This window comes from Streptomyces sp. NPDC015661 (assembly GCF_043077765.1).
GTDB lineage: Bacteria > Actinomycetota > Actinomycetes > Streptomycetales > Streptomycetaceae > Streptomyces.
The window spans coordinates 583,928-607,631 of the sequence record NZ_JBIBST010000004.1; the positions used below are offsets into that span (position 1 = coordinate 583,928).

15 protein-coding genes and 3 tRNA genes are annotated in these 23,704 nt (G+C 71.6%); 13 read left to right on the forward strand and 5 right to left on the reverse strand.

Annotation, left to right across the window (positions count from 1 at the left end; all coding sequences use genetic code 11):
* Positions 1-27: 27 nt before the first annotated feature.
* The 7 genes from ACF07V_RS14495 (at position 28) to ACF07V_RS14525 (ending at position 10,948) form a co-directional block, all read left to right on the forward strand.
* Positions 28-489 (forward strand): GNAT family N-acetyltransferase, encoded by a 462-nt coding sequence (locus tag ACF07V_RS14495; RefSeq protein ID WP_392154154.1) that lies wholly within the window; start codon positions 28-30, stop codon positions 487-489.
* Positions 490-610: 121 nt separating this feature from the next.
* A complete protein-coding gene (locus ACF07V_RS14500; protein ID WP_392154156.1) occupies positions 611-1,471 on the forward strand; it encodes a sirohydrochlorin chelatase in 861 nt (286 codons plus the stop codon).
* A gap of 82 nt (positions 1,472-1,553) precedes the next feature.
* Complete coding sequence (locus tag ACF07V_RS14505) at positions 1,554-5,108, forward strand: NB-ARC domain-containing protein (protein WP_392154157.1); 3,555 nt, start codon at positions 1,554-1,556, stop codon at positions 5,106-5,108.
* Between the two features lie 58 nt (positions 5,109-5,166).
* Entirely contained in the window at positions 5,167-6,513 is a 1,347-nt protein-coding gene (locus ACF07V_RS14510) for a deoxyguanosinetriphosphate triphosphohydrolase (RefSeq protein ID WP_392154159.1), read from the forward strand.
* A 137-nt stretch (positions 6,514-6,650) separates the two neighbouring features.
* A complete protein-coding gene (locus ACF07V_RS14515; RefSeq protein ID WP_392154160.1) occupies positions 6,651-7,910 on the forward strand; it encodes an NAD(P)/FAD-dependent oxidoreductase in 1,260 nt (419 codons plus the stop codon).
* A gap of 29 nt (positions 7,911-7,939) precedes the next feature.
* Positions 7,940-9,829, forward strand: coding sequence for a DNA primase (gene dnaG / locus ACF07V_RS14520; protein ID WP_392154161.1), 1,890 nt, complete (start codon positions 7,940-7,942; stop codon positions 9,827-9,829).
* Between the two features lie 168 nt (positions 9,830-9,997).
* Entirely contained in the window at positions 9,998-10,948 is a 951-nt protein-coding gene (locus ACF07V_RS14525) for an RNA polymerase sigma factor (protein WP_392154210.1), read from the forward strand.
* Positions 10,949-11,122: 174 nt separating this feature from the next.
* Here ACF07V_RS14525 and ACF07V_RS14530 read toward each other — a convergent pair whose 3' ends face one another.
* The 4 genes from ACF07V_RS14530 to ACF07V_RS14545 form a co-directional block, all read right to left on the reverse strand.
* On the reverse strand, positions 11,123-13,048 hold the full coding sequence (locus ACF07V_RS14530) for an ABC transporter ATP-binding protein (RefSeq protein ID WP_392154163.1): 1,926 nt from the start codon (positions 13,046-13,048) through the stop codon (positions 11,123-11,125).
* The gene (locus ACF07V_RS14535) at positions 13,048-14,781 is read right to left on the reverse strand and encodes an ABC transporter ATP-binding protein (RefSeq protein WP_392154164.1); all 1,734 of its coding nucleotides are present in this window, start codon (positions 14,779-14,781) and stop codon (positions 13,048-13,050) included. Before ACF07V_RS14535 ends, ACF07V_RS14530 begins: the two co-directional genes overlap by 1 nt.
* Before the next feature lie 108 nt (positions 14,782-14,889).
* On the reverse strand, positions 14,890-16,329 hold the full coding sequence (locus ACF07V_RS14540; RefSeq protein WP_392154166.1) for an FGGY family carbohydrate kinase: 1,440 nt from the start codon (positions 16,327-16,329) through the stop codon (positions 14,890-14,892).
* A gap of 60 nt (positions 16,330-16,389) precedes the next feature.
* Positions 16,390-16,689: a YtxH domain-containing protein gene (locus ACF07V_RS14545; protein WP_392154168.1), complete on the reverse strand. Its 300-nt coding sequence runs from the start codon at positions 16,687-16,689 to the stop codon at positions 16,390-16,392.
* Positions 16,690-16,825: 136 nt separating this feature from the next.
* On the opposite strand from ACF07V_RS14545, the gene ACF07V_RS14550 reads away from it, so the two are divergent.
* The 5 genes from ACF07V_RS14550 (at position 16,826) to ACF07V_RS14570 (ending at position 19,301) form a co-directional block, all read left to right on the forward strand.
* Positions 16,826-16,898, forward strand: a tRNA-Asn gene (locus ACF07V_RS14550).
* Positions 16,899-16,903: 5 nt separating this feature from the next.
* Positions 16,904-16,976 (forward strand) — tRNA-Asn (locus tag ACF07V_RS14555).
* 166 nt (positions 16,977-17,142) lie between these two features.
* A tRNA-Ile gene (locus ACF07V_RS14560) sits at positions 17,143-17,216 on the forward strand.
* 631 nt (positions 17,217-17,847) lie between these two features.
* Positions 17,848-18,465 carry a hypothetical protein gene (locus tag ACF07V_RS14565; protein ID WP_392154170.1) on the forward strand — a complete coding sequence of 206 codons (618 nt, stop codon included), beginning with the start codon at positions 17,848-17,850 and terminating at the stop codon, positions 18,463-18,465.
* Between the two features lie 230 nt (positions 18,466-18,695).
* Entirely contained in the window at positions 18,696-19,301 is a 606-nt protein-coding gene (locus ACF07V_RS14570; RefSeq protein ID WP_392154171.1) for a class F sortase, read from the forward strand.
* A gap of 703 nt (positions 19,302-20,004) precedes the next feature.
* Here the strand turns inward: ACF07V_RS14570 and ACF07V_RS14575 are convergent.
* On the reverse strand, positions 20,005-20,460 hold the full coding sequence (locus ACF07V_RS14575; protein ID WP_392154173.1) for an MmpS family transport accessory protein: 456 nt from the start codon (positions 20,458-20,460) through the stop codon (positions 20,005-20,007).
* Positions 20,461-20,836: 376 nt separating this feature from the next.
* On the opposite strand from ACF07V_RS14575, the gene ACF07V_RS14580 reads away from it, so the two are divergent.
* On the forward strand, positions 20,837-23,704 hold a 2,868-nt coding region (locus tag ACF07V_RS14580; RefSeq protein ID WP_392154174.1), incomplete at its 3' end, for a DNRLRE domain-containing protein.

Consider the following 23,704-nt stretch of genomic DNA (forward strand, 5'->3'; position numbering starts at 1 on the left):
GTGTGTGACCCTCGTACGATCCGGGCTGTGAAGATCGACAACCTTGTCCTCCGCCGCGCGGTCGACTCCGATGCCCCAGCGGTGGCCGACGTCTGGCTGCGCTCGTACACGGCGGCCCTCCCGAGCGTGCGCCGGGCCCACACGGACGAAGAGGTCCGGTACTGGATCCGGGAGATCGTCGTGCCCGGCCAGGAGACCTGGGTGGCGACCGTCGACGACTCGGTCGTCGCCATGATGGTGCTGGACGGCGAAGACCTGGATCAGCTCTACATCGACCCGCCGTGGCGCGGCCGGGGCATCGGCGACCGGCTCGTGGAGCTGGCCAAGGAGCGCGGTGCCGCCGGGCTGACCCTGTGGACGTTCCAGGTCAACACCCCGGCGTGCCGCTTCTACGAACGGCACGGCTTCGTGGAGGCCGAGCGGACGGACGGCACCCGCAACGAGGAACGCGAGCCGGATGTCCGATACGTCTGGCACCCGACGCCCTGAGCCCCCCCCGCACGGGCCCGCACCAGCGCCCACAGCGGGGCGGGCGCGCGCGTGAGGTCGCCGCAAAGACACGTCACCCCGGCGAAACCCCCAGGCAACGCACCCCCGTCACGATCGGTCCATGACGCACCCGGACGCCACGTTCGACAGCGCCGCCGAGCTGCTCGGCAGGATCGGCGAGCAGCTCGGGACCCGGCTCGGCCGCGTACGCCCGTACGGCCGCCGCGACGAGGAGGCACCCCCACCCATGACCCCCGCCCCCACCCTCCTCGCCGTGGGCCACGGCAGCCGTGACCCCCGCGCCCGCGCCACCCTCTCCCAGCTCCTCGACCGCGTCCGCGAGCTCCGACCGGGGCTCGACGTCCGCCTCGCCCACATAGAGCTGAACGCGCCGCTGCTCGACGAGACGCTCCCGGACCTCGCCGCCGAGGGCCGGGAGGCCGTCCTCGTCCCCCTCCTCCTCGCCCCCGGCCACCACGTCACCCACGACCTGCCCGCCGCGGTCGCCGCCGCACCCGGCCTCCGCGCCCGCGTGGCCGAGCCCCTCGGCGCCCACCCCCTCCTCGTCGAGGCCCTCGCCGACCGCCTCGCCGAGGCCGGCTGGACCCCCGGCGAGGGGGACGGGGTCGTCCTCGCCTCCGCCGGCTCCCGCGACCCCCGGTCGGGCGCCGAGATCCGCCGGATCGCCGCCCTCCTCGGCGAGCGCCTCGGCGGCGTCCCCGTCGTCCCCGCGTACGCCTCGGCCGCCGCGCCCACCGTCCCCGACGCGATACGCGCCCTGGCCGCCCGCGGCCGGCACCGGGTCGCCGTCGCCTCCTGCTTCACCGCGCCCGGCCTCTTCGCCACCCGCGCCGCCGCCCACGCCCCCTGGCTCGCCGCCGAACCGCTCGGCGCCCACCCGGCCCTGGCCCGCCTGGTGCTGCACCGCTACGACCGGGCGCGGGCCCGCGCCCCGCACCGGGAGCTCCTCGCCGCCGGGTGACCCCGGCCACGCACGGCCGAATCACGTCACCCGCGCTCCGGCACCTGACTATCGTCGGGCGATCGGGACAAGGGGGTGACCAGTGCGGGGTGTCGTCAAGGGCGTGTCGCTGGCCGGAATCGCCGCGGCCGTGGCCGTGTTGGCCTCGCTGGCGGCCAACGCCGCCACGTCCGAGGACCGTTGGCCCGGCGTGCTGGACCGGATCCGGCAGCGGCCCTGGTGGTGGGTGGCCGGACTCGCCGCCGTCGCCGTCCTCGTGGCCGTCGGCACGGCCTGGCGGCAGGAGCGCGGCGCCGCGACGGCGGGCGACCCGCCACCGCCGCCCCCGCAGACCGTCCCCGACTGGGTGGTCGACCGCGCCGAACGGGCCCGCACGGTCAAGGCCGTGTGCCGCACCCGCCGCCGCGGACGCGGCGGCACGGTCGCCATCACCACCTCCCTCGAAGGCGCCGGCGGCTTCGGCAAGACGGTCCTCGCCCGGGCCGTGGCGGCAAGTCCCCGCGTCCGCAGGCGCTTCCGCGGCCGCATCTACACCGTCACGATCGGCCGCGACGTCCGCGGCCGGGCCGCCATCGCGGCGAAGGTCGCCGAGGCCACCCGCTTCATCACCGACGACACCACCGCCTTCGACGACCCCGGCCTCGCGGGCGACCACCTCGGCCGCCTCCTCGACCGGCGGCCCCGCACCCTGCTGCTCCTCGACGACGTCTGGGAGGCCGAACAGCTCGAACCCTTCCTGCGCGGTGGTGCCCGATGCGTCCGGCTCGTCACCACCCGCGTCCCCGGCGCCCTGCCGCGCGGCACGGAACGGGTCCGCGTCGACGAGATGTCCCCCGACCAGGCCCGCTCCGTCCTCACCTGGGAACTGCCCGGACTCCCCGAGACCCTCGTACGCGACCTCCTGGGGGCAACCGGCCGCTGGGCGCTCCTGCTGCGCCTCACCAACCGCCTGATCGCCCGCCGGATCGCCACCGGCAGCGACCCGGCGCACGCCGCGGCGGAGACCCTGCGCGGTCTCGCCGCGCACGGCCCGGCCGCGGTCGACTCCGACCCGGCGACGCTCGACCTCGACGACCCGGTCCGCCGCGCCCAGGCCGTACGGGCCACGGTGGAGGCGGCCCGGACGCTGCTCCCGGCCGGCGGCGACCGGCGCCTCGCGGAGCTGGCCGTCTTCGCCGAGGACGAGTCCGTCCCCGTCCCGCTGATCGCCCGCCTCTGGGCGGCCACCGACGGCCTCACCGAGGCCGGGACGCGCTCCCTGTGCGGTGAGCTCGACCGGCTGTCCCTGGTCTCGCTCACGCCCGGCCACGGCGGCCGGATCACCCTCCACGACGTGCTCCGCGACTACCTGCACAAGGAGTTGGGCGATTCGGCCGTGACCGCCCTGCACGGCACGCTCGCCGACGCGGCGGGCCCCGTCCCCTGGGAGCCGCCGGAGGACTCGCGCGGCTACCTCCTCGACCACACCGTCGAGCACCTGCTCGCCGCCGGACGGACAGCGGACGCCGAGCGCGTCGCGAGCCACCTGAACTGGATCGAGACCCGACTGCACCAGCGCGGTCCCATGGCGCCCTGGGCGGATCTGGCCGCCGTCCCCACCGACATGGCGGCGCGCATGGCCGACGACCTCACGCGCACCGCCCACCTCCTCGGTCCCACCGACCCACCCGAACTCCTGACGGACGTCCTGCACGGCCGCCTGGAGCCGCTGCCGCTGTGGCGCGACCGGATCGCCGGCCGGCGGACGGCCCCGGAGACCGGCGGCCGGCCCCGGCTCCTCAACCGCCGCACCCCGCCGGATCTGCCCGAACCGGCGTTGCTGCGCACCTTCCACGGCCACACCGGTCCGGTGTGGTCCGTGGCGGTCGCGGCCGACGGCTCGCTCGTCACGGCCGGCGCGGACGGCATGGCCCGAGGCCTCGACCCGAACAGCGGCGGAAGGCTGACGGTGGACGTTCGCGGCCGCATCCGGGCGTTCGCGATGTCCCAGGACGGCACCTGGCTCGCGACGGCCGGGTCCGGCCGCACCGTCCACCTCTGGTCGACGCACCGGGGCACCCCGTCGCGGCTCACCCTCGGGCCGGTCGGGGAACGCGGCGCGTCGGTGGGGGCCCTGGCGATCTCCCGCGTCCTCGGCGACGGGTCCGCCCGCGTCGCGACCGTCGCCACGGACGGCACCCTGGAGCTCTGGCACGCCGATACGGGGGAGCGCCTCGCCTCGGCCGCCCCATGGCGGGACGACGGGCCCCTCTGTGTGGCGTTCCCCCCGAACCGCGACTGGATCGCCGTCGGCGGTCGCCGGACCGGCGTCGTGCGGATGTCCGCGGAGGACCTCGCCCGCGACGAGGCGCGCCTCGCCACCATCGGTCCCGTCGTGAACGCCGTCGCCGTCGCGCCGTCCGGCGACTGGACGGTCTCCGCCGAAGCGAACGGCACGCTGCAGATCTGGGACGAGACCCCGGCCCGCGACCGGTGGCGGATCACGGCACACAGCGGCCCCGCCACCGCCGTCGCGGTGTCACCGGACGGCACGTGGCTGGTGAGCGGGGGAGAGGACGGGACCGTCGCGGTCTGGGACCGGTCGACGCGCGCCTGCCGTGCCCGCTACAAGGCGCACACGGGCCGGGTCCACGCCGTCACGGTCACGGCCGACGGCAGGCGGCTGATCAGCACGGGGGAGGACGGAACGGTCAAGGTCTGGGCCGGCGACGGACCCGAGCGGATCGGGTCCGGCGACGGCGAGGGCATGCGGAGGATCGCCGTCGCCGACGGCGGCGGACGGCTGGCCGTCGTGCACCGCGACGGACGGACCCGGCTCTGGGACCCGCTCGGTGACAGCTGGAGCAGCCCCCTGTCCTCACGGATCGGCGACGACTACACGGGGCCGGTCGCCTTCGCCCCGTACGGCGGCCGGTACGCCGTCGGCCATCTGTACCGGGTCGAGGTCAGGAGCATCGATCGGTCGTCGGGCGTGAGCCACGCCGTTCTCCGGCTCGGCCACACCGTCACGGCGCAGGCCCTCGCCGTCGCCCCCGACGGCACCTGGATCGCCGTCGCCGACTCCGAAGGCGCGCTTCAGCTGTGGGACCACGCCGCGGAACGGCGGACCGCCGTCCTGCCGGGCCCCTGGGGTGCCGCCGGCCGGGCGCACGCCGTCGCGATCGCACCCGACGGGACCTGGCTGGCCGTGCTGCGCCACCGGCCGCGGCCCGGGCCGGCAGGCGTCGAGTCCCTCGTGCAGGTGTTCCCGCTCGCACGGGGCCGGCAACCCGCCGGCCGCCGCGTCGACCTCCCGCACGACGGAAAGCTGAACGCCCTCGCCGTCACCCCCGACGGCACCCGCCTCCTCACCGCCTCCGCCACCGGCGCGGTGAGCCTCTGGGACCCCCGTACCGGCGCCCCGCTCTCCTCCTTCACCGACCCCGACGGTCCCGTCCACGACCTCTCCGTCTCCCCGGACGGCACGTGGATCGCCACCGCCGGCGCCATGCTGCGCGTCCGGGACGCCGCCACCGGCCGCACCGTCGCCGGAGTCCGCGCCGAGACGCCCCTCAGCTCCTGCGCCTGGCTTCCGGACGGGCGCGGCCTCGTCGCCGTCGGCGAACGCGGCCTGTACTCCCACGAGTTCCGGCCCTGAACCCGGATCCTCTCGCGCCCCGGTCTCGTTTGTCCGTCCCGCCCGTTACCTTCGGTGCATGGAAGGCATCACGGATCCCAAGGACAACGCCAACGGCGACGACGACAGCGACGGCAACGGCAGCGCCACCGACACCCCCGGATACGACTCCGCCGCGACCGAGCGCTGGGCCGCCGAGCCCGACAAACGTCCCGGGCGCACCGCCTTCCAGCGGGACCGCGCCCGCGTGCTGCACTCGGCCGCGCTCCGCAGGCTCGCCGGCAAGACGCAGGTCGTCACCCCCGGCACCAGGAGCCACGCCTGGGACGCCAGCCCCCGGACCCGGCTCACCCACTCCCTGGAGTGCGCCCAGGTCGGCCGTGAGCTGGGCGCCGCCCTCGGCTGCGATCCCGACCTCGTCGAGGCGGCCTGCCTCTCCCACGACATGGGCCACCCGCCCTTCGGGCACAACGGCGAGCAGGCGCTCAACGACGTCGCCAAGGACTGCGGCGGCTTCGAGGGGAACGCCCAGTCGCTCCGCCTCCTCACCCGCATCGAGCCGAAGCGCTTCGTCAAGGACGAGGAGGGGGAGCTCGTCAGCGTCGGGCTCAACCTCACCCGCGCCGCCCTCGACGCCGCCACCAAGTACCCGTGGGCGCGCGGCGGTCACCCCGAGGACCCCGGCTCGCCCAAGTTCGGCGTGTACGAGGACGACCTGCCGGTCTTCGAATGGATCCGGCAGGGCGCCCCCGCCCACCGCAAGTGCTTCGAGGCCCAGGTCATGGACTGGTCCGACGACGTGGCCTACTCGGTGCACGACTTCGAGGACGGGCTGCACGCCGGGCACATCGACCCCAACATGCTGTACGCCGAGCCGGAGCGCGCCGACGTCTTCGCGGTCGCCATCGGCCGCTACGTACCCGAGGACACCGACCCGCAGGAGCTCGCCGAGGCCCTGGACCGGCTCGTCGACCAGGAGTGGTGGCCGCACGGCTACGACGGCTCGGCCGTCGCCCAGGCCCGCCTCAAGGACGCCACCAGCCAGCTCATCGGCCGCTTCTGCCTCGCCGCCGAGGGAGCGACCCGCCAGGCGTTCGGCTCGGGCCGGCTCACCCGGTACGCCGCCGAGCTCGTCGTCCCGCGCGAGACCCGCAACGAGTGCGCGGTCCTCAAGGCCGTCGCCGACCGGTACGTGATGCAGCGCGCCGAGCAGGAGGCCCTCCGCGCCGACCAGCGCATCGTCGTCGCCGAACTCGCCGAGGCCCTCGTCGCCCGCGCCCCCGACGGCCTCGAACCTCAGTTCCGGGCCGCGTTCGACAGGGCCCCCGACGACCGGGCCCGCAAGCGCGTCCTCGTCGACCAGATCGCCAACCTCACCGACGCCGCCGCCCGCGCCCTCCACGCCCGCCTCCGCACCCCCCGCTAGGGGGGTGCCTTGCCGATACGGCCCTCTTCCGTCACCTCCCTCCGTACGGGACCCTCGCAGGCACGGCCCGGAGAGGTACGACGGGACGAACCCCCGGGGGCGTAGGTTGGAACCGGTCGCAACGAGGAGGAAACGACGTGGTCGACGCAGATCAGACCTTTGTCATCGTCGGCGGGGGCCTGGCAGGGGCCAAAGCGGCGGAGACCCTGCGCGCCGAAGGGTTCAACGGCCGGGTGATCCTCATCGGCGACGAACGCGACCACCCGTACGAGCGCCCACCGCTCTCCAAGGGCTACCTCATCGGGAAGGACGAGCGCGACTCCGTCTTCGTGCACGAGGCCGCCTGGTACGCGGCGAACGACGTCGAGCTCCACCTCGGCCAGTCCGTCACCGCCATCGACCGCGAGGCCCGCACGGTCCGCCTCGGCGACGGCACCGTCATCGCCTACGACAAGCTGCTCCTGGCCACGGGCGCCGAGCCGCGCCGCCTCGACATCCCCGGCACCGGCCTCGCCGGCGTCCACCACCTGCGCCGGCTCGCCCACTCCGAGCGGCTCCGGCACGAGCTCAAGCAGCTCGGCCGGGACAACGGCCACCTGGTCATCGCGGGTGCCGGCTGGATCGGCCTGGAGGTCGCCTCCGCCGCCCGTCAGTACGGCGCCGAGGTCACCATCGTCGAAGCCGACCCCACCCCGCTGCACCGGGTCCTCGGCCCCGAGCTCGGCCAGCTCTTCGCCGATCTGCACACCGACCACGGCGTCCGCTTCCACTTCGGCGCCCGGCTCACCGAGATCGTCGGCCAGGACGGCATGGTCCTCGCCGTCCACACCGACGACGGCGAGGAGCACCCCGCGCACGCCGTCCTGATCGCCATCGGCGCCGCCCCGCGCACCGTCCTCGCCGAGAACTCGGGGCTCGCCCTCGTCGACCGGGCCGACGGCGGCGGCGTCGCCGTCGACGAGTCCCTGCGCACCTCCGACCCCGACATCTACGCCGCCGGTGACGTGGCCGCCTTCCACCACCCGCTGCTGCACCACCGGCTCCGCGTCGAGCACTGGGCCAACGCCCTCAACGGCGGCCCGGCCGCCGCCCGCGCCATGCTCGGGCAGCGCGTCTCCTACGACCGGGTGCCGTACTTCTTCACCGACCAGTACGACCTCGGCATGGAGTACTCCGGCTGGGCGCCGCCCGGCTCGTACGACCAGGTCGTGGTCCGCGGCGACACCGGCAAGCGCGAGTTCATCGCCTTCTGGCTGAAGGAGGGCCGCGTCCTCGCCGGCATGAACGTGAATGTGTGGGACGTCACAGACCCGATCCAGGACCTCATCCGGGCCCGTACGGCGGTGGACCCGGAGGCCCTCGCCGACCCCTCCGTACCCCTGGAGAGCCTGATCTGAATGGGGTGGGACACCCGTAGACTTCATGCGTGGCAGGCAGGATCAACGATGACGACGTGAAGGCGGTACGGGACGCGGTCCCGATCGACGCCGTCGTGTCCGAGTACCTCCAGCTGCGCAACGCGGGCGGCGGAAACCTCAAGGGTCTCTGCCCCTTCCACGACGAGAAGTCGCCCTCCTTCCAGGTCAGCCCCAGCAAGGGACTCTTCCACTGCTTCGGCTGCCAGGAAGGCGGCGACACCATCGCCTTCGTGATGAAGATCGACCACCTCTCCTTCTCGGAGACGGTCGAGCGCCTCGCCGCGAAGGCGGGCATCACCCTCCGGTACGAGGAGGGCGGCTACAACCCGGGCCACCAGCGCGGGGAACGCATCCGCCTGATCGAGGCCCACAAGATCGCCGCCGAGTACTACGCCGGGCAACTCGGCTCCGCCGAGGCCGAGATCGGCCGGAAGTTCCTCGCCGAGCGCGGCTTCGACCAGGCCGCCGCCGAGCACTTCGGCGTCGGCTACTCCCCGGCCGGCTGGGACCACCTCACCCGCTTCCTGCGCGGCAAGGGCTTCTCCGACAAGGAACTGATCCTCTCCGGCCTCTCGCAGGACGGCCGCCGCGGCCCCATCGACCGCTTCCGCGGCCGCCTCATGTGGCCGATCAAGGACGTCGGCGGCGAGATCGTCGGCTTCGGCGCCCGCAAGCTCCGCGACGACGACAACGGCCCCAAGTACCTCAACACGCCCGAGACCCCGATCTACAAGAAGTCCCAGGTGCTCTACGGCATCGACCTGGCCAAGAAGGACATCGCCAAGGTCAGCCGCGCCGTCGTCGTCGAGGGCTACACCGACGTCATGGCCTGCCACCTCGCCGGCGTCACCACCGCCATCGCCACCTGCGGCACCGCCTTCGGCGGCGACCACATCAAGATCCTCCGCCGGCTCCTCATGGACAACGGCTCGGCCCGCGTCATCTTCACCTTCGACGGCGACGCCGCCGGCCAGAAGGCCGCCCTGCGCGCCTTCGAGGACGACCAGAAGTTCGCCGCCGAGACGTACATCGCCATCGCCCCCGACGGCATGGACCCCTGCGAACTCCGCCTCGCCAAGGGCGACGAGGCCGTCGCCGAGCTCGTCCAGCCCCGCACCCCGCTCTTCGAGTTCGCCCTCCGCCAGATCGTGCGCCGCTACGACCTGGAGACCCCGGCGGGCCGCGCCGCCGCCCTCGACGAGGCCGCACCGATCGTCGCGAAGATCAAGAACATCGCCTCGCAGCACGAGGTCGCCGTCCAGCTCGCCGGCATGCTCGGCATCCTCGACACCCAGTTCGTCGTCCGGCGCGTCGCCCAGATCGCCCGCTGGCAGCGGCAGGGCGGCGAGCGGGGCCCCGGCCGGCAGCAGCCCCAGCGGACGTACGACGCCCCCGCCCCGGCCGCCGCCCCCTCGGGCCCGGCGCTCAATCTGCGCAGCCCCGCCCACCGCACCGAGCGGGAGCTCCTCAAGCTGGCCCTCCAGCGGCCCGAGCTGGTCTCCCCGGCCTTCGACGCCTACGGGGTCGACGAGTTCACCGCCCCGCCGTACGCGGCCGTACGGCAGTGCGTCCAGGACGCGGGCGGCGCCACCGGCGCCCCCTCCGACTACCTCGACGCCGTCCGCGAGGCCGCCCCCAACGACTCCGTCCGCGCCCTCGTCACCGAACTCGCCGTCGAGACGATCTTCGCCAAGTCCGTCGACGAGGCCTACGCCGGTGACCAGCTCGTCACCGTCCGGCTCCGCGCCGTCGACCGCCGCATCCGCGACGTCCAGGGCACCCTGGCCCGGCTCGGGGCCAACGGCGACCCCGAGCAGCTCGCCGCCGTGCAGAACGAGCTCTGGGTCCTCACCCAGTACGGGCAGTCCCTCAGGAACAACGGCGCCGCCGCGCTCTGACCGTCGGTCACGGTACGGACTCAAAAAGTCACCGCACGCCCCTCGTGGCGGCGATGTGTCGTACCCCACACTGGGTGACGGTGCCGTTCCGCCCCTCCCTGGAGGTCGCCCGCCGTGCAGACCGAGATCCAGACCACCGAACCGGACGAGCAGGCCGAACTCCCCGAGATACCGGTCCAGCGGCGCCGGACCGACCTCGGCGGCAACGGCCCCTCGTCCGACCTCTTCCGCCAGTACCTGCGCGAGATCGGCCGCATCCCGCTGCTCAGCGCCGAGGAGGAGGTCGACCTCGCCCGCCGCGTCGAGGCCGGACTCTTCGCCGAGGAGAAACTCGCCAACACCCCTGATCTGGACAGTCAGTTGGCGGGCGACCTCGACCGGCTCGTCGTCCTCGGCCGGATCGCCAAGCGCAAGCTCATCGAGGCCAACCTCCGCCTCGTCGTCTCCGTCGCCAAACGGTACGTGGGCCGCGGGCTCACCATGCTCGACCTCGTCCAGGAGGGAAACCTCGGCCTCATCAGGGCCGTCGAGAAGTTCGACTACGCGCGCGGCTACAAGTTCTCCACGTACGCCACCTGGTGGATCCGCCAGGCGATGTCCCGGGCCCTCGCCGACCAGGCCCGGACCATCCGCGTCCCCGTGCACGTCGTCGAACTCATCAACCGCGTCATCCGCGTCCAGCGGCGCATGCTCCAGGAGCGCGGCTACGAACCCACCGCCGAAGAGGTCGCCGCCCAGCTGGACCTGGCCCCCGAGCGGGTCGGCGAGGTCCTCCGCCTCGCCCAGGAACCCGTCTCCCTGCACGCGCCCGTCGGCGAGGAGGAGGACGTCGCCCTCGGCGACCTCATCGAGGACGGCGACGCCGCCTCACCCGTCGAGTCCGCCGCCTTCCTGCTGCTCCGCCGCCACCTGGAGGACGTCCTGTCCACCCTCGGCGAGCGCGAGCGGAAGGTCGTCCAGCTCCGCTACGGCCTCGACGACGGACGGCCCCGCACCCTGGAGGAGATAGGGCGCATCTTCGGCGTGACGCGCGAACGCATCCGCCAGATCGAGTCCAAGACCCTCAACAAACTGCGGGACCACGCCTACGCCGACCAGCTGCGCGGCTACCTGGACTAGGAGCGCGGCTCCTCGACCGCCAGGGTCCCGTCGCCCTCCGCGCCGAACCGCGGGAGCAGTGGCCCCTCGGGCAGCCGGAGGGTGCACTTCGCCCGCGGAGCGACGTGGCCCGTGCCGCACATGGTGCGGCACGGGCCACGGCGAAGTCGATCATCCGGCCGGTCGGCCGTCCGGTCAGTCGACCTCGGCGACCGCCTGCGCGAACTGCGCCGCGTACAGCCGGGCGTAGGCCCCGCCGGACGACAACAGCTCCTCGTGCGTGCCCTGTTCGACGATCGAGCCGTTCTCCATCACCAGGATCACGTCCGCGTCCCGGATCGTGGAGAGCCGGTGCGCGATGACGAAGCTCGTCCGGCCGTGGGCCAGGCGTGCCATCGCCTTCTGGATGAGGACCTCGGTACGGGTGTCGACCGAGCTGGTCGCCTCGTCCAGGACGAGTATCACCGGGTCGGACAGGAACGCCCGCGCGATGGTGATCAGCTGCTTCTCGCCCGCGCTGACCCCCGCCCCGTCGTCCTCGACGACCGTGTCGTACCCCTCGGGCAGGGTCCGGATGAACCGGTCGGCGTGGGCGGCGCGCGCCGCCTCCTCGACCTCGGCGCGGGTCACCGTGCGCATGGCGCCGTACGCGATGTTGTCCGCGATGGTGCCGCCGAAGAGCCAGGTGTCCTGGAGGACCATGCCGATGCCCTTGCGCAGCTCCTCGCGGGACATCTTCCCGACGTCCACGCCGTCCAGGGTGATCCGGCCGTCCGTCACCTCGTAGAACCGCATCAGCAGGTTCACCAGGGTCGTCTTGCCCGCGCCGGTCGGGCCGACGATCGCGACCGTCTGCCCCGGGTCGACGGTGAGGGACAGGTCCTCGATGAGCGGCTTGTCCGCCTCGTAACGGAAGGAGACGCCCTCCAGGGCCACCTTGCCCTTGAGGTCCACCGGCTTCTCGCTCGTCGGGCTGTCCGGCTCCTGCTCCTCCGCGTCGAGCAGCTCGAAGATCCGCTCCGCCGAGGCGACACCGGACTGCACCAGGTTCGCCATCGACGCGACCTGCGTCAGCGGCATCGAGAACTGGCGCGAGTACTGGATGAAGGCCTGCACGTCACCGATGGACAGGCTGCCGGTCGCCACCCGAAGACCGCCGACCACGGCCACCAGGACGTAGTTGATGTTCGACAGGAAGACCATCACCGGCTGCATCACACCGCTGTTGAACTGGGCCTTGAACCCGGCCTCGTGCAGCGCCTCGTTCTGCTCGCGGAAGTCCTCCGCGGACTCCTCCTGCCGGCCGAAGACCTTCACCAGGCTGTGCCCGGTGTACATCTCCTCCACGTGCGCGTTGAGTGCGCCCGTCGACTTCCACTGCTGCACGAAGTGCGGCTGCGAGCGCTTGCCGATCTTCGCGGCGACGAACACCGAGACCGGCACCGTCACCAGCGCCACCAGGGCGAGCAGCGGCGAGATCCAGAACATCATCCCGAGCACGCCGACGATGGTGAGCAGCGAGTTGATCAGCTGGCCCATCGACTGCTGGAGCGTCTGCGAGATGTTGTCGATGTCGTTGGTCGCCCGCGACAGCACCTCGCCGCGCTTGGCCTTGTCGAAGTACGACAGGGGGAGCCGCGCCAGCTTCGTCTGGACGTCCTCCCGCATCCGGTAGACCGTGCGGTTGATCACCTTGATCGACATGCGGGTGGAGACCAGCATGAGCAGGCCCGCCGCCACGTAGATCGCGAGGACCCACAGCAGGACCTCGCCGACCGCGCCGAAGTCGATGTGCTGCCCGGGGGTGAAGTCGACTCCGGACAGCATGTCGGCCATGCCGCTGTCGCCGTCGGCGCGCAGCTTCTCCAGGGCCTGCGCCTTCGTGACGCCCTCGGGCATGCTCTGCCCGACGACACCCGCGAAGATCAGGTCCGTCGCCTTGCCGAGGATCTTCGGCCCGACCACGGAGGCCGCCACCGACAGCACGCCGGCGATCAGCATCAGCCAGAGCGTGCCGCGCTCGGGCGCCAGCTGCTTGAGCAGCCGCTTGCCCGAGCCCTTGAAGTCCATGGACCGCTCACCGGACTGGCCCATCATCATGCGTCCGCCAGGACCGGCCATCAGGCTGCCTCCGCCTCGGTCAGCTGGGAGAGCACGATCTCCCGGTACGTCTCGTTGTCCGCCATCAGCTCCCGGTGCCGTCCGGTGCCCACGACCCGGCCCTCGTCGAGGACCACGATCCGGTCGGCGTCGCGGATCGTCGACACGCGCTGGGCGACGATCACCACGGTCGAGTCGGCCGTCTCCCGGGCCAGCGCGGCCCGGAGCAGGGCGTCCGTCTCGTAGTCGAGCGCGGAGAAGGAGTCGTCGAAGAGGTAGATCTCCGGCCGCTGCACGAGCGTCCGCGCGATCGCGAGCCGCTGCCGCTGCCCGCCGGACACATTGGTGCCGCCCTGCGCGATCGGGGCGTTCAGGCCGCCCTCCAGCTTGGACACGAAGTCCTTGGCCTGGGCGACCTCCAGCGCGTGCCAGAGCTCCTCGTCGGTCGCGTCGGGCTTCCCGTACCGCAGGTTCGTCGCCACCGTCCCGGAGAACAGGTACGGCTTCTGCGGGACGAGCCCCACGGTCCTCGCCATCAGCTTCGGGTCGAGCTTCCGCACGTCCACGCCGTCGACGAGCACCTCGCCGCCGGTCGCGTCGAAGAGCCGGGGCACGAGCCCGAGCAGCGTCGACTTGCCGCTGCCCGTCGAACCGATGATCGCGGTCGTCTCACCGGGCCGGGCGACGAGCGCCACGTCCTTGAGGACCGACTCCTCCGCGCCCGGGTACCGGAAGTCCGCGCCCTTCACCTCCAGGTGCCCGCGCCGGAGCAGCTTCGTGACCGGCTCCGCCGGCGGCACGACGCTCGTCCCGGTCCCGAGGACCTCCTCGATGCGCTCGGCACACACCTCGGCCCGCGGCACCATCATGAACATGAAGGTGGCCATCATCACGGCCATCACGATCTGCATCAGATAGGCGAGGAAGGCGGTCAGCGCGCCGATCTCCATGCCGCCGCTGTCGATGCGCTGCGCGCCGAACCAGACCACGGCCACGCTGGAGACGTTCACGACGGTCATCACCGTCGGGAACATCAGCGCCATCAGGCGTCCGGTCGCCAACGAGACATCGGTCAGCTCGCCGTTGGCGCCGCGGAAGCGCTCCTCCTCGTACCCGTCCTTCACGAAGGCGCGGATGACCCGGTTGCCGGTGATCTGCTCGCGCAGCACCCGGTTCACCGTGTCGAGGCGCGTCTGCATGGTCCGGAAGAGCGGCCGCATCTTCCGGACGATCAGCGAGACGGCGACGCCGAGGACCGGCACCACCGCGAGCAGCACGGCCGACAGGGGGACGTCCTGGCCGAGCGCCATCACGATGCCGCCGACACACATGATGGGAGCGGAGACCATCAGGGTGAACGCCATCAGGACCAGCATCTGGACCTGCTGGACGTCATTGGTCGTACGGGTGATCAGCGAGGGCGCGCCGAAGTGGCCGAGCTCCCGGGCGGAGAAGGCCTGCACCCGGTCGAAGACGGCGCTGCGCACGTCACGGCCGAGCGCCGAGGCGGTCCGCGCGCCGTAGTACACGGCCCCGATGTTGCAGACGACCTGGACGACGGAGACGCCGACCATCAGGGCGCCGAAGCGCAGGATGTAGCCGGTGTCCCCGTTGACGACACCGTTGTCGATGATGTCGGCGTTCAGGGTCGGGAGGTAGAGGCTCGCGCAGGTCTGCAGGAACTGCAGCAGGACGAGCAGGGCGATGGGTTTTCGATAGGGCCGCAGGTGGGTTCGGAGAAGTCTTATGAGCACGGCTCCTACTATCGCCCGCACCCCGGGAGCGTTACGACTCGGTTTCGGGGCGCGGGCGGAGCCCTGGGCAAGACTTTACGAACCCGGGTACGAACCCGCGTGCGACCCTCAGGCGCCGAACGCGCCCGGGTGGATCTGGTCCCGCGTCGCCACGTACTGCTGCCGCACGGCCTGGCCGACCGACAGTTCCCCGCCGGGCTCCAGGATCTGCGCGACCGCGCCCTGCCAGGCCGGGGGAGCCGACGGGGAGAGCGTGCCCCGCGCGACCCCGAGCGCCCAGGCGGCCTGCCGGGCCGCGCCGAGCGCCGCGTAGTCGGCCGGCTGGGGGACGACGACCTGGGCGCCGAAGAGCGCCGGCGCGAGGGCCTGCACGGCCGGCAGGGCGGCGGCCGCGCCGAGCAGGAAGACCCGCCGCACCTCGACACCCCGCCCGCGCAGCACGTCCATGGCGTCGGTGAGCCCGCAGAGCATCCCCTCGAACGCCGCCCGCGCCAGGTGCTCGGGCTTCATCGACTCGCGCCGCAGCCCACTGAGCGTGCCGGCGGTGTGCGGCAGGCTCGGGGTCCGCTCGCCCTCCAGATAGGGCAGCAGAACGAGCCCGGAGGCGCCGGGCGTCGACTTCAGCGCGAGGGCCGACAGCTCCTCCAGCGACTCCACACCGAGCATCTCGGCGGTCCCGCGCAGCGCCCGTACGGCATTGGAGGTGGAGACGACCGGCAGGTACATGCCGGTGGCGTCGGCGAAGGACGTGATCATGCCGGAGGGGTCGGCGAGGGCCTCGTGGTGGACGGCCATCACGGAGCCGGAGGCGCCGAGGGAGACCACCGCGTCGCCGGGGCCGAGGCCGAGACCGAGGGCGGCGGCCATGGTCTCGCCGGTGCCGGCGGAGACGAGGAGGCCCTCGGGGGTGATGCCGGCGGCGTCGGAGGGCCCGAGGACCTCGGGCAGCACGGCCTGGTGGCCGAGGGCGAGATCGACGAGGTCGGGGCGGTACGTGCCGGTGCGGACCGACCAGTAGCCGGTGCCGGACGCGGCGCCGCGGTCGGTGGTGCGGCGGGCGGGCCGGCCGAGCAGCTGCCAGACGAGCCAGTCGTGGGGCTGGAGGACCATGGCGACGCGCTGAGCGTTCTCGGGCTCCGTACGGGCCAGCCAGCGGAGCTTGGCGACCGCCTGTCCGGCACCGGGCACGCTGCCGACCGCCTCGGCCCAGGCCTGCCGTCCGCCCAGGGACTCGACGAGGTCGGCGGCGGCGACCTGCGCCCGCTTGTCGTTGCGGACGAGCGCGGGCCGCACCAGGCCGCCCTGCGCGTCGAGCGGCACGAGCCCGTGCTGCTGCGCGGAGACACCGATGGCCTCGACACCTTCGAGGAGCCCGCCGGTGGCGGCCTCCCCGAGCGAGAGCAGCCAGGTCTGCGGATCGACGTCGACGGCCTTGGGTTCGCCGGGATGGGCGGCGTACCCCTGCCGCAGTACGGCACCCGTGTCCGTGTCACAGACGACGATGCGTGTGAACTCCGCAGAGCTGTCCAGTCCGGCGACTATCCCCATGACACATGATTCTGCCGCACGTGAGGGGGTTCGGGCGCTGCCGGTTCCGGAACCTGCGGCTCAGGTGTTGCTGGTGCCCCAGTTCTCGTCGTCGACCTTGCCGTTGCCCCGGCCGCGCTCGCGCATCGCGTGGACCCGGTCCGTCACGGAGTGCGGCAGCTTGTCGCCGACGACGTGCAGGGCCTTGCCCGCGGCCTGGCGCCCGGTCTGGGCGGCGGACTCGGTGGCGTTCCGCACGGCGGGGTTCTGTGTGAAGTCCTTCGCGGACTTCTTCATCTGTTCGTAGCGCTCGCGACCGGCCCGCGTGCCGACCACGTAACCGAGGGCGAGTCCCACGACGAACGTCAGCTTGTACCGCACGGCTGCGATCCTTCCCTGGAGGCCCTGGGGGAACCGATTGGCGGAGCACCCCCCTGCTTGCGCTAATGTATGTCTCGCAGCGAGCGAGCGCCGCCCGGGAAGGCCCGAGGTGGATCCGATCGGTGCAACGCAGCAATCCCCTGTAGCTCAATTGGCAGAGCAGCCGGCTGTTAACCGGCAGGTTACTGGTTCGAGTCCAGTCGGGGGAGCGCGATCCCCTGTAGCTCAATTGGCAGAGCATTCGGCTGTTAACCGGAGGGTTGCTGGTTCGAGTCCAGCCGGGGGAGCGAGACGGAAGAGGACCCTTCGGGGTCCTTTTTCGCGTCTACGGGAACCATGTGGGGCGCGGTGCGGTCTTCATGGTCGAGCAGAGCCGATCATCCGGAGCAGGAGATCGTATGAGCGGCTATGCTGCGGCAGACGGCGCGCACACATGTACGCGCCTCACCGTACGGGGCGGTAGCTCAGCCGGTTAGAGCAGCGGACTCATAATCCGTCGGCCGTGGGTTCGAGTCCCACCCGCCCCACCGCAGCAGAAACGTCGTGACCAGCGGAAACGTCCCTGAAGGGGTGTTTCCGCATGCGGTGCTCACCTCCCGCCTGTGCGGCGGGGGGCGCCTCTGGTCCGCCCCACCGGGCCCGGGCCTTCCCGGCCTGGGGTTTCAGGTGGAACGTGAGTGTGAAACCACGACGATGTTCCCACGCCGATCCCACGGCCCCTGCGTGTGACACGCCGCACACCGAGTCGAATTTCTGGCGCCTTGTCGACACTCCGGTCCTCAGGCCCGGCTGGTCGTTCCTGCGGCTCGCCGGGGAGATCGGCGCCGTGCCCTCGCCGCGCAGAGGCGGCATGTCACCGCCCCGCCCGTAGGAGCCGTGGACCGATACGCATCCGGCGCGAAGGGCGGGTCATTCCTAGGAGTGACGCAGAGAAACGGGCCCGACGACAGGACGGCACAGGAAGTAACGGGAGCGTGTCGACGGTGCCGGACGGCTCCGCGAGGCGCGGTGCGCGATGCCCACGGCCGTTCGTTTGGAGCCCGTATGCACCATCCCAAGTGGCGGGCGGTTCCACGGCAGCTGACGGTGAGCCATGTCGCCGCGTACCGAGAGCCGACAGTGGGTCAGCTGACGCGGCGGACGAAAGGAAGTCCACCGATGCGCTCTGCCCGCATTCTCTTCGCCGCGGCCGCCACCGCCGGCACCCTGGCGCTCGCCGCACCCGGCGCCTACGCGATCACCGCAGGTGACTGGGACGGCTCCTCCCAGAGCCAGGAAAACGACCACGGCAAGCCGAAGACCGAGAAGGAGCACGACAAGGGCGGCCAGTGGGAGAAGGAGCAGGAGAAGCCGAAGGGCGGCATGCACACCGGCTCCGGCGCTCTGTCCCTCGTCGACGGCGACGACTGGTCCAAGGAGCACGACAAGGGCGGGAAGACCGAGAAGGAGCACGACAAGGGCGGCCAGTGGGAGAAGGAGCAGGAGAAGCCCAAGGGCGGCATGCACACCGGCTCCGGCGCTCTGTCCCTCGTCAACGCCGACGACTGGACCAAGGACACGGAGAAGGACAAGCAGAAGGACTGGACCAAGGACACGGAGAAGGACGAGCAGAAGGAAGAGGGCGGCCACAAGGAGAAGCCGAAGGGCGGCATGCACACGGGCGGCGGCGGCCTCGCGAGCAGCACCACGAACGTGACCGGCGCGGCCCTGGTCGCGGGCGGACTGGCCGCGTTCGTTCTCCACCGCCGCAGGAAGTCCGCCGGCGCGGCTGCGTGACGAAGTACGGACGTTAGGGGGTCGTCTTCTGGAAGACGGCCCCCGCGTCCGGCCGTCCACGCCTCCGTACCCCATCCCGGATCCCCCACCCGAGTCCGAAGGAGCCCCTGGTGACGACCCGACCGGATCCCGCTGACGTGGGAGCCTCCCGGCGTATCCCGCGGTGGGTGGTCCCCGCCGTGTTCTGGACGCTGGTTCTTGCCGTGCTTCTCCTCGTCTTCCGTCCGGGGATGTCCGACCAGGACACGGAAGCACCGGCCCGACCCGCGGCTGCCGCCGAGTCCGGTCGCGCTTCGGCCCCCGACCCGTCATCCCGCCCCGGCGCCTCGCGGCCTGCTCCGCCGGGTGCCGTCCCGGCGGCCGGTCAACCGTCGATGCCCAGGTCGGCTCCCGTCCGTCTGAGGATTCCCGGGATCGGAGTGGACGCGCCCTTCATCGACCTGAAGATCGGCCCTTCCGGTGCGCTCGACCCGCCCCCGGCCGACGACACGAACCTGGTGGGCTGGCAGGCGTCCGGTGTCTCCCCCGGTGAAGTGGGGACCGCGATCATCGCGGGCCACCTGGACACCGCCACCGCCCCCGCGGTCTTCGCCCGGCTCGGCGAACTCAAGGCCGGGGACACCTTCGAGGTGAGCCGCGCCGACGGTACCGACGCCGTGTTCCGCGTCGATTCCGTGGAGGAGTTCTCCAAGGACGACTTCCCGGATCAGCGCGTCTACGAGGACACCCCCAGCGCGCTCGTTCGGCTCATCACGTGCGCGGGCCCCTATGACCGCACGGCGAGGGACTACACCGAGAACCTCGTCGTCTTCGCGCACCTGGAGCCCACCGACTGACCCGGCCGTGCACCTGTGAGGATGTGGGCGCCCGCCGTGCCTTCGAGGGCACGTGCGAGCGCCCTGCGGTCGTCCGTCCGCCGGGCGTGGTCCATGCCTTCGCGGCGCAACGTCAGCGCGCCGTCGCCGTCGCCCCGCTCTTCGGCGATGAAGCCCGGTTCGGCCCTGATGAACGCCACCCCGAGGTCGCCCTCCCACCGGCGGCGCCAGTCGAGCCACGCGCGCGGGTGAGCCTCCGCATCGTCCAGCCGGCCCTGGCGCCGCGCGACCAGGGCCAAGCAGACCTCGGCGCATTCCTGCACCCCGCTGACAGGAATGCGTCGCCGCGAAACTCTGCCAGGTCGCCGAGGATGACGGTCGTCTGCAACTCGCCTCAGCTGTCACCGAGTTCGCGGAAAACCGCGTCGGCGCGCGCGGTGTCCGGCTGCCCCCGGTAGAGGGCGAACTCGGCCCGCACACAGAGTGCGGCGGCCGCTCCCCAGCGGTTCCCAGGGTCCGGAACTCGACCGCGGCGCCTACCCGGCCGAGGACGCCTCCCCGAAACCCACCTGGCCGCGATGAAGTACCTCGTATGCGAGAGCGCCGCCGTAATCGAGTCCGTCGCCGGCCCTAAATAGGCGTCTCTATACGGCAGCGCGTCGCCGGATCGCAACCACAAGAAGATTTCAGGCGAATCGCCGATCGGGAAACCGGTCGGCGTTCGTCATTTCTGCGGGGCCTGAACCTGTCCCGTGCACGTGGCGCGCCCGAATGCGCCCATCGCGGTGGCGCGCTGCACGTGCTTATTGCGAATGGCGAGCGTGCAGGACGCCTGCCCGCCCTTGTCGTCGAGGATGATGCTGACGGTCGGGGCCTTGCCGTCGAGGGGCATCTGGACCGATTTGGTCCAGGGGAGTTCGACGCCCTTCTCGACCGTGGCCGTACCCGCCTCATTTCGGGCGAGGTACGAAATCTCCGCCGTTCCCGTCCCCGTGACCTCGTACGTCACCTCGGCCGTCGGCTCGGCGTGCGCCTTCGGCTGCTCGTCGGTGTCGAGGAGGCCGTAGCCGGCGAGTCCCAGGCAGGCGAGCAGGGCCGCGCCGGCGATCAGCCACCCGCGTCGGCCCGGGGAGCCGACCGTGCTCTCCGGCTCGCTCTCCTCCCGCACTGCGGTTTCCACAAGTTCATCGGACGACATGAGGGAGCCGGCTTTCGGTTGGGTGGCAGAGGAACCGGGTGGTTATACACCAGGCCGTCGACCGATTGCGAGCGAGCGGAAGAATCGGGCGAACCGCACCCCCTTTGGCCTGCTGATTGTCCTTTATGTCGCGGGGGTTGACCGGGCCTCGTCAAAGTGGTTAGAAAGCCCGCTGCAATGCCTGTGAGCTCGTGGCTCATGCCATCCGCGCAATCACTCCGTATTGCTCAAGCCGGGGCGGAAAAATCCGCACCGGCTCGTTTGGCGTACCCATTTCGCGTGCTGCGACGCGGGTGCGCCGATGCCGAAAGGTATTGAGGTGAAAGTTCCGTACAGGAGATATCTCTCCTGTCTGGTCGTGTCGGCGGTAGCGGGCACGCTACTGCCGCAGGTCGCCTATGGGGCTCCGCTGTCACCGGCGACGAGCGACGACAAGGGCGCCTTCGACACGATCGCGGGTTGGTTCTCGGACGACGAGAACGAGGACGAGTCGCGCGGGCTCGAGGCGCAGTCGACCGCTGGGGCTCCCGTGAGCCGGGACAAGCTGCCGAAGGGCAAGGCCGCGCCCAAGGCGAAGCGTGTCGCGGAGCTGACCGGGAAGCGGACGGCGAACGCGCGGTACTGGCAGCTGTCCGACGGCCGGGTGCAGGCCGAGGTGTCGGCCGTCCCGACCGGGTACCGGGTGGGGAAGTCCTGGAAGGACATCGACCCGACGGTCGTTCCGTCCGGTGCCAAGGGCTTCGACTTCGCCAACACGACGAATGCTGCGTCCAGTTGGTTCGGCTCGGACGCGGAGCGTTTGCTTCGTTTCCAGGCCGAGGGTCACATGGTGACTCTTGGTCTGAAGGGTGCGGGGAAGCTCGCGCCGGTGGCCGAGGGCGACACGGTCTCGTACAAGGACGCGGTGTCCGGTGCGGATCTGTCGTACCAGGTGGGTCCGGGGCGGGTGAAGGAGAACATCGTCCTGGACGCGAAGCCGTCCGGTCCGGTGTCCTTCACGTTCACCCTGGACGCGGGTGGTCTGACGCCGAGGCAGAACAAGGACGGCTCGATCTCCTTCTTCGGTGAAGGGGCCGATCCGGTCCTCGTCATCCCGGCGGCGTTCATGACGGACGCGAAGAAGGACGCGAAGGCCGCGTACGGTTCCGCCTACAGCTCGGCCGTGCGGCAGAAGCTGACGCGGGTCGGCAAGGGCTGGGAGCTGTCGGTCACGCCGGACGCGAAGTGGCTGGCCGCGCCGGAGCGGCAGTACCCGGTCACCATCGATCCGACGATCTCGATCGCTCCGACGCCGTCGACGGCGCAGGACGTGATGATCTCGTCGGACGGTGCGACGACGAACTACGACGACAACTGGCGTCTGTCGGTCGGCAACACCTCCACGGGTGCCTCGCGTGCGCTGATCCGCTTCCCGGTCAGCAGCATCCCGGCGGGCACCAAGCTGGACTCGGCCGATCTGAAGATGTACTTCGACCAGACGCACACCACGGGTGACACCGAGGTCCAGCTGGAGGCGCACCGCGCCACGCAGGCGTGGACGGAGTCGGGTGCGACCTGGAGCAACGCCAACGCCATCACCGGTGAGCTGTCGGGCACGGCGGTCGTGGTGGACAACGGCGACGCCGGCCGTACCGCCGCCGTCGGCGCCTGGCCCGCCTCCGGGAACACGGCGTACACGCAGTACGCGGTGAACCAGACGTACATGTACAACAAGGATTCGGTCGCGGGTGACACGTACACCTGGCAGCCGAGTCTTCCCGAGGACGGCACGTACCAGGTCGAGACGCACTACGTCCCGGCCTCCGACCGTGCCACCAACGCTCCGTACACCGTCACCTACGACGGCGGGACGAAGGCCTACACCGTCAACCAGCAGGCCGGCACCACCGGCGTCTGGAAGACCCTGGGCTCGCACCCGTTCAAGGCCGGCACGCTCGGCAAGATCGTTCTCGGTGACGGGCCGGCCTCCACGACCACCTCGGTGATCGCCGACGCCGTCCGCTTCACCAAGGGTGGTGTGGTCACCAAGCAGCCCGGTGAGCTCAACACCTGGCACACGTTCCCCGTCACCAAGACCGTGCAGTCCTGGATCGACGGCACGAACGTCAACAACGGTTTCGTGATCAAGGCCGGTGACGAGTCCGCCAACGGACCCAAGGGCGGACCCCGTTACGAGGGCAGTGAGTTCGGGTACGGCGGTGAGACCGCGAACTACCCGCGTCTGGTCCTCACGTTCGGCCGTCAGGGCGTCGACCTTTCCGCCCCGACGACGATCCACGACACCGGCGCGGAGCTGAACTGGTCCGCGTACCAGGACAAGGACCCGGTCGGTACCGGCGACGACATCGTCGAGTACCAGGTCCACCGCTCGGTCAGCCAGACCTTCACCCCGTCGGCCGCCACGCTCGTCGCCCCGGTCACGCCGGGCACGACGTCGTACACGGACACCTCGGCGACGCCGACGAAGGCCGACGACCCCGACCCGTACGGCCGCGCGTACTACTACATGGTCGCGGTCAAGACGAAGGACGGGCAGGTCGTCGCAGCACCGACCCAGCTCGTGCGTCTGCCGAAGGCCGGACGCACGACGAAGGTGTTCGCCGCCTCGCAGGACACCACCCTGTCCTCGACGCAGTCCACCCTCGCGCACGACACCATCGACGACTCCGGCCCGAAGAACTGGCTGTCCGTCGGCAACAACTCCGCCACCTACGGCGACACCCGCGCCCTGCTGAAGTTCCCGGCCCTCGGCATCCCCACCACCGCCCGGGTCCTGGACGCCAACGTGCGCCTGTGGTCCACGCAGACCGCCCAGGACACCACCGGCGCCCTGTACGAACTGCGGCCGCTGACGCGTGACTTCGACGAGGCCGCCGCCACCTGGGTCAAGGCCGACAGCGCCACGAACTGGACGACGCAGGGCGGCGACTTCGGCGCCGTCACGGCCGACACCGGGGCGATGACGAACGACCCGGCCCGTCACGACTGGAACGTCACCTCCCTCGCCCAGTCCTGGGTCACCACCCCTTCCTCCCAGAAGGGCGTCGTCCTGAAGATGGCCGACGAGGCCGCCTCCCAGGAACGCACGCTGTTCCTGTCGTCCGAGGGCACCGAGCCGCGGCTCGCGCCCCGGATCGTGGTCACGTACATCGACTCCACCACGGACTCGACGTACTACGCGCCGCAGACCCCGGCCCGTATGACCCCGAACAGCGACTACACGGTC

Bases quoted from the DNA above. Each gene is read 5' to 3' on its own strand.
- ACF07V_RS14540 (WP_392154166.1), bottom strand. From the start codon at position 16,329: ATGGGGATAGTCGCCGGACTGGACAGCTCTGCGGAGTTCACACGCATC.
- ACF07V_RS14570 (WP_392154171.1), top strand. From the start codon at position 18,696: ATGTCCGACCAGGACACGGAAGCACCGGCCCGACCCGCGGCTGCCGCC.
- ACF07V_RS14510 (WP_392154159.1), top strand. From the start codon at position 5,167: ATGGAAGGCATCACGGATCCCAAGGACAACGCCAACGGCGACGACGAC.
- ACF07V_RS14530 (WP_392154163.1), bottom strand. From the start codon at position 13,048: ATGGCCGGTCCTGGCGGACGCATGATGATGGGCCAGTCCGGTGAGCGG.
- ACF07V_RS14500 (WP_392154156.1), top strand. From the start codon at position 611: ATGACGCACCCGGACGCCACGTTCGACAGCGCCGCCGAGCTGCTCGGC.
- ACF07V_RS14565 (WP_392154170.1), top strand. From the start codon at position 17,848: ATGCGCTCTGCCCGCATTCTCTTCGCCGCGGCCGCCACCGCCGGCACC.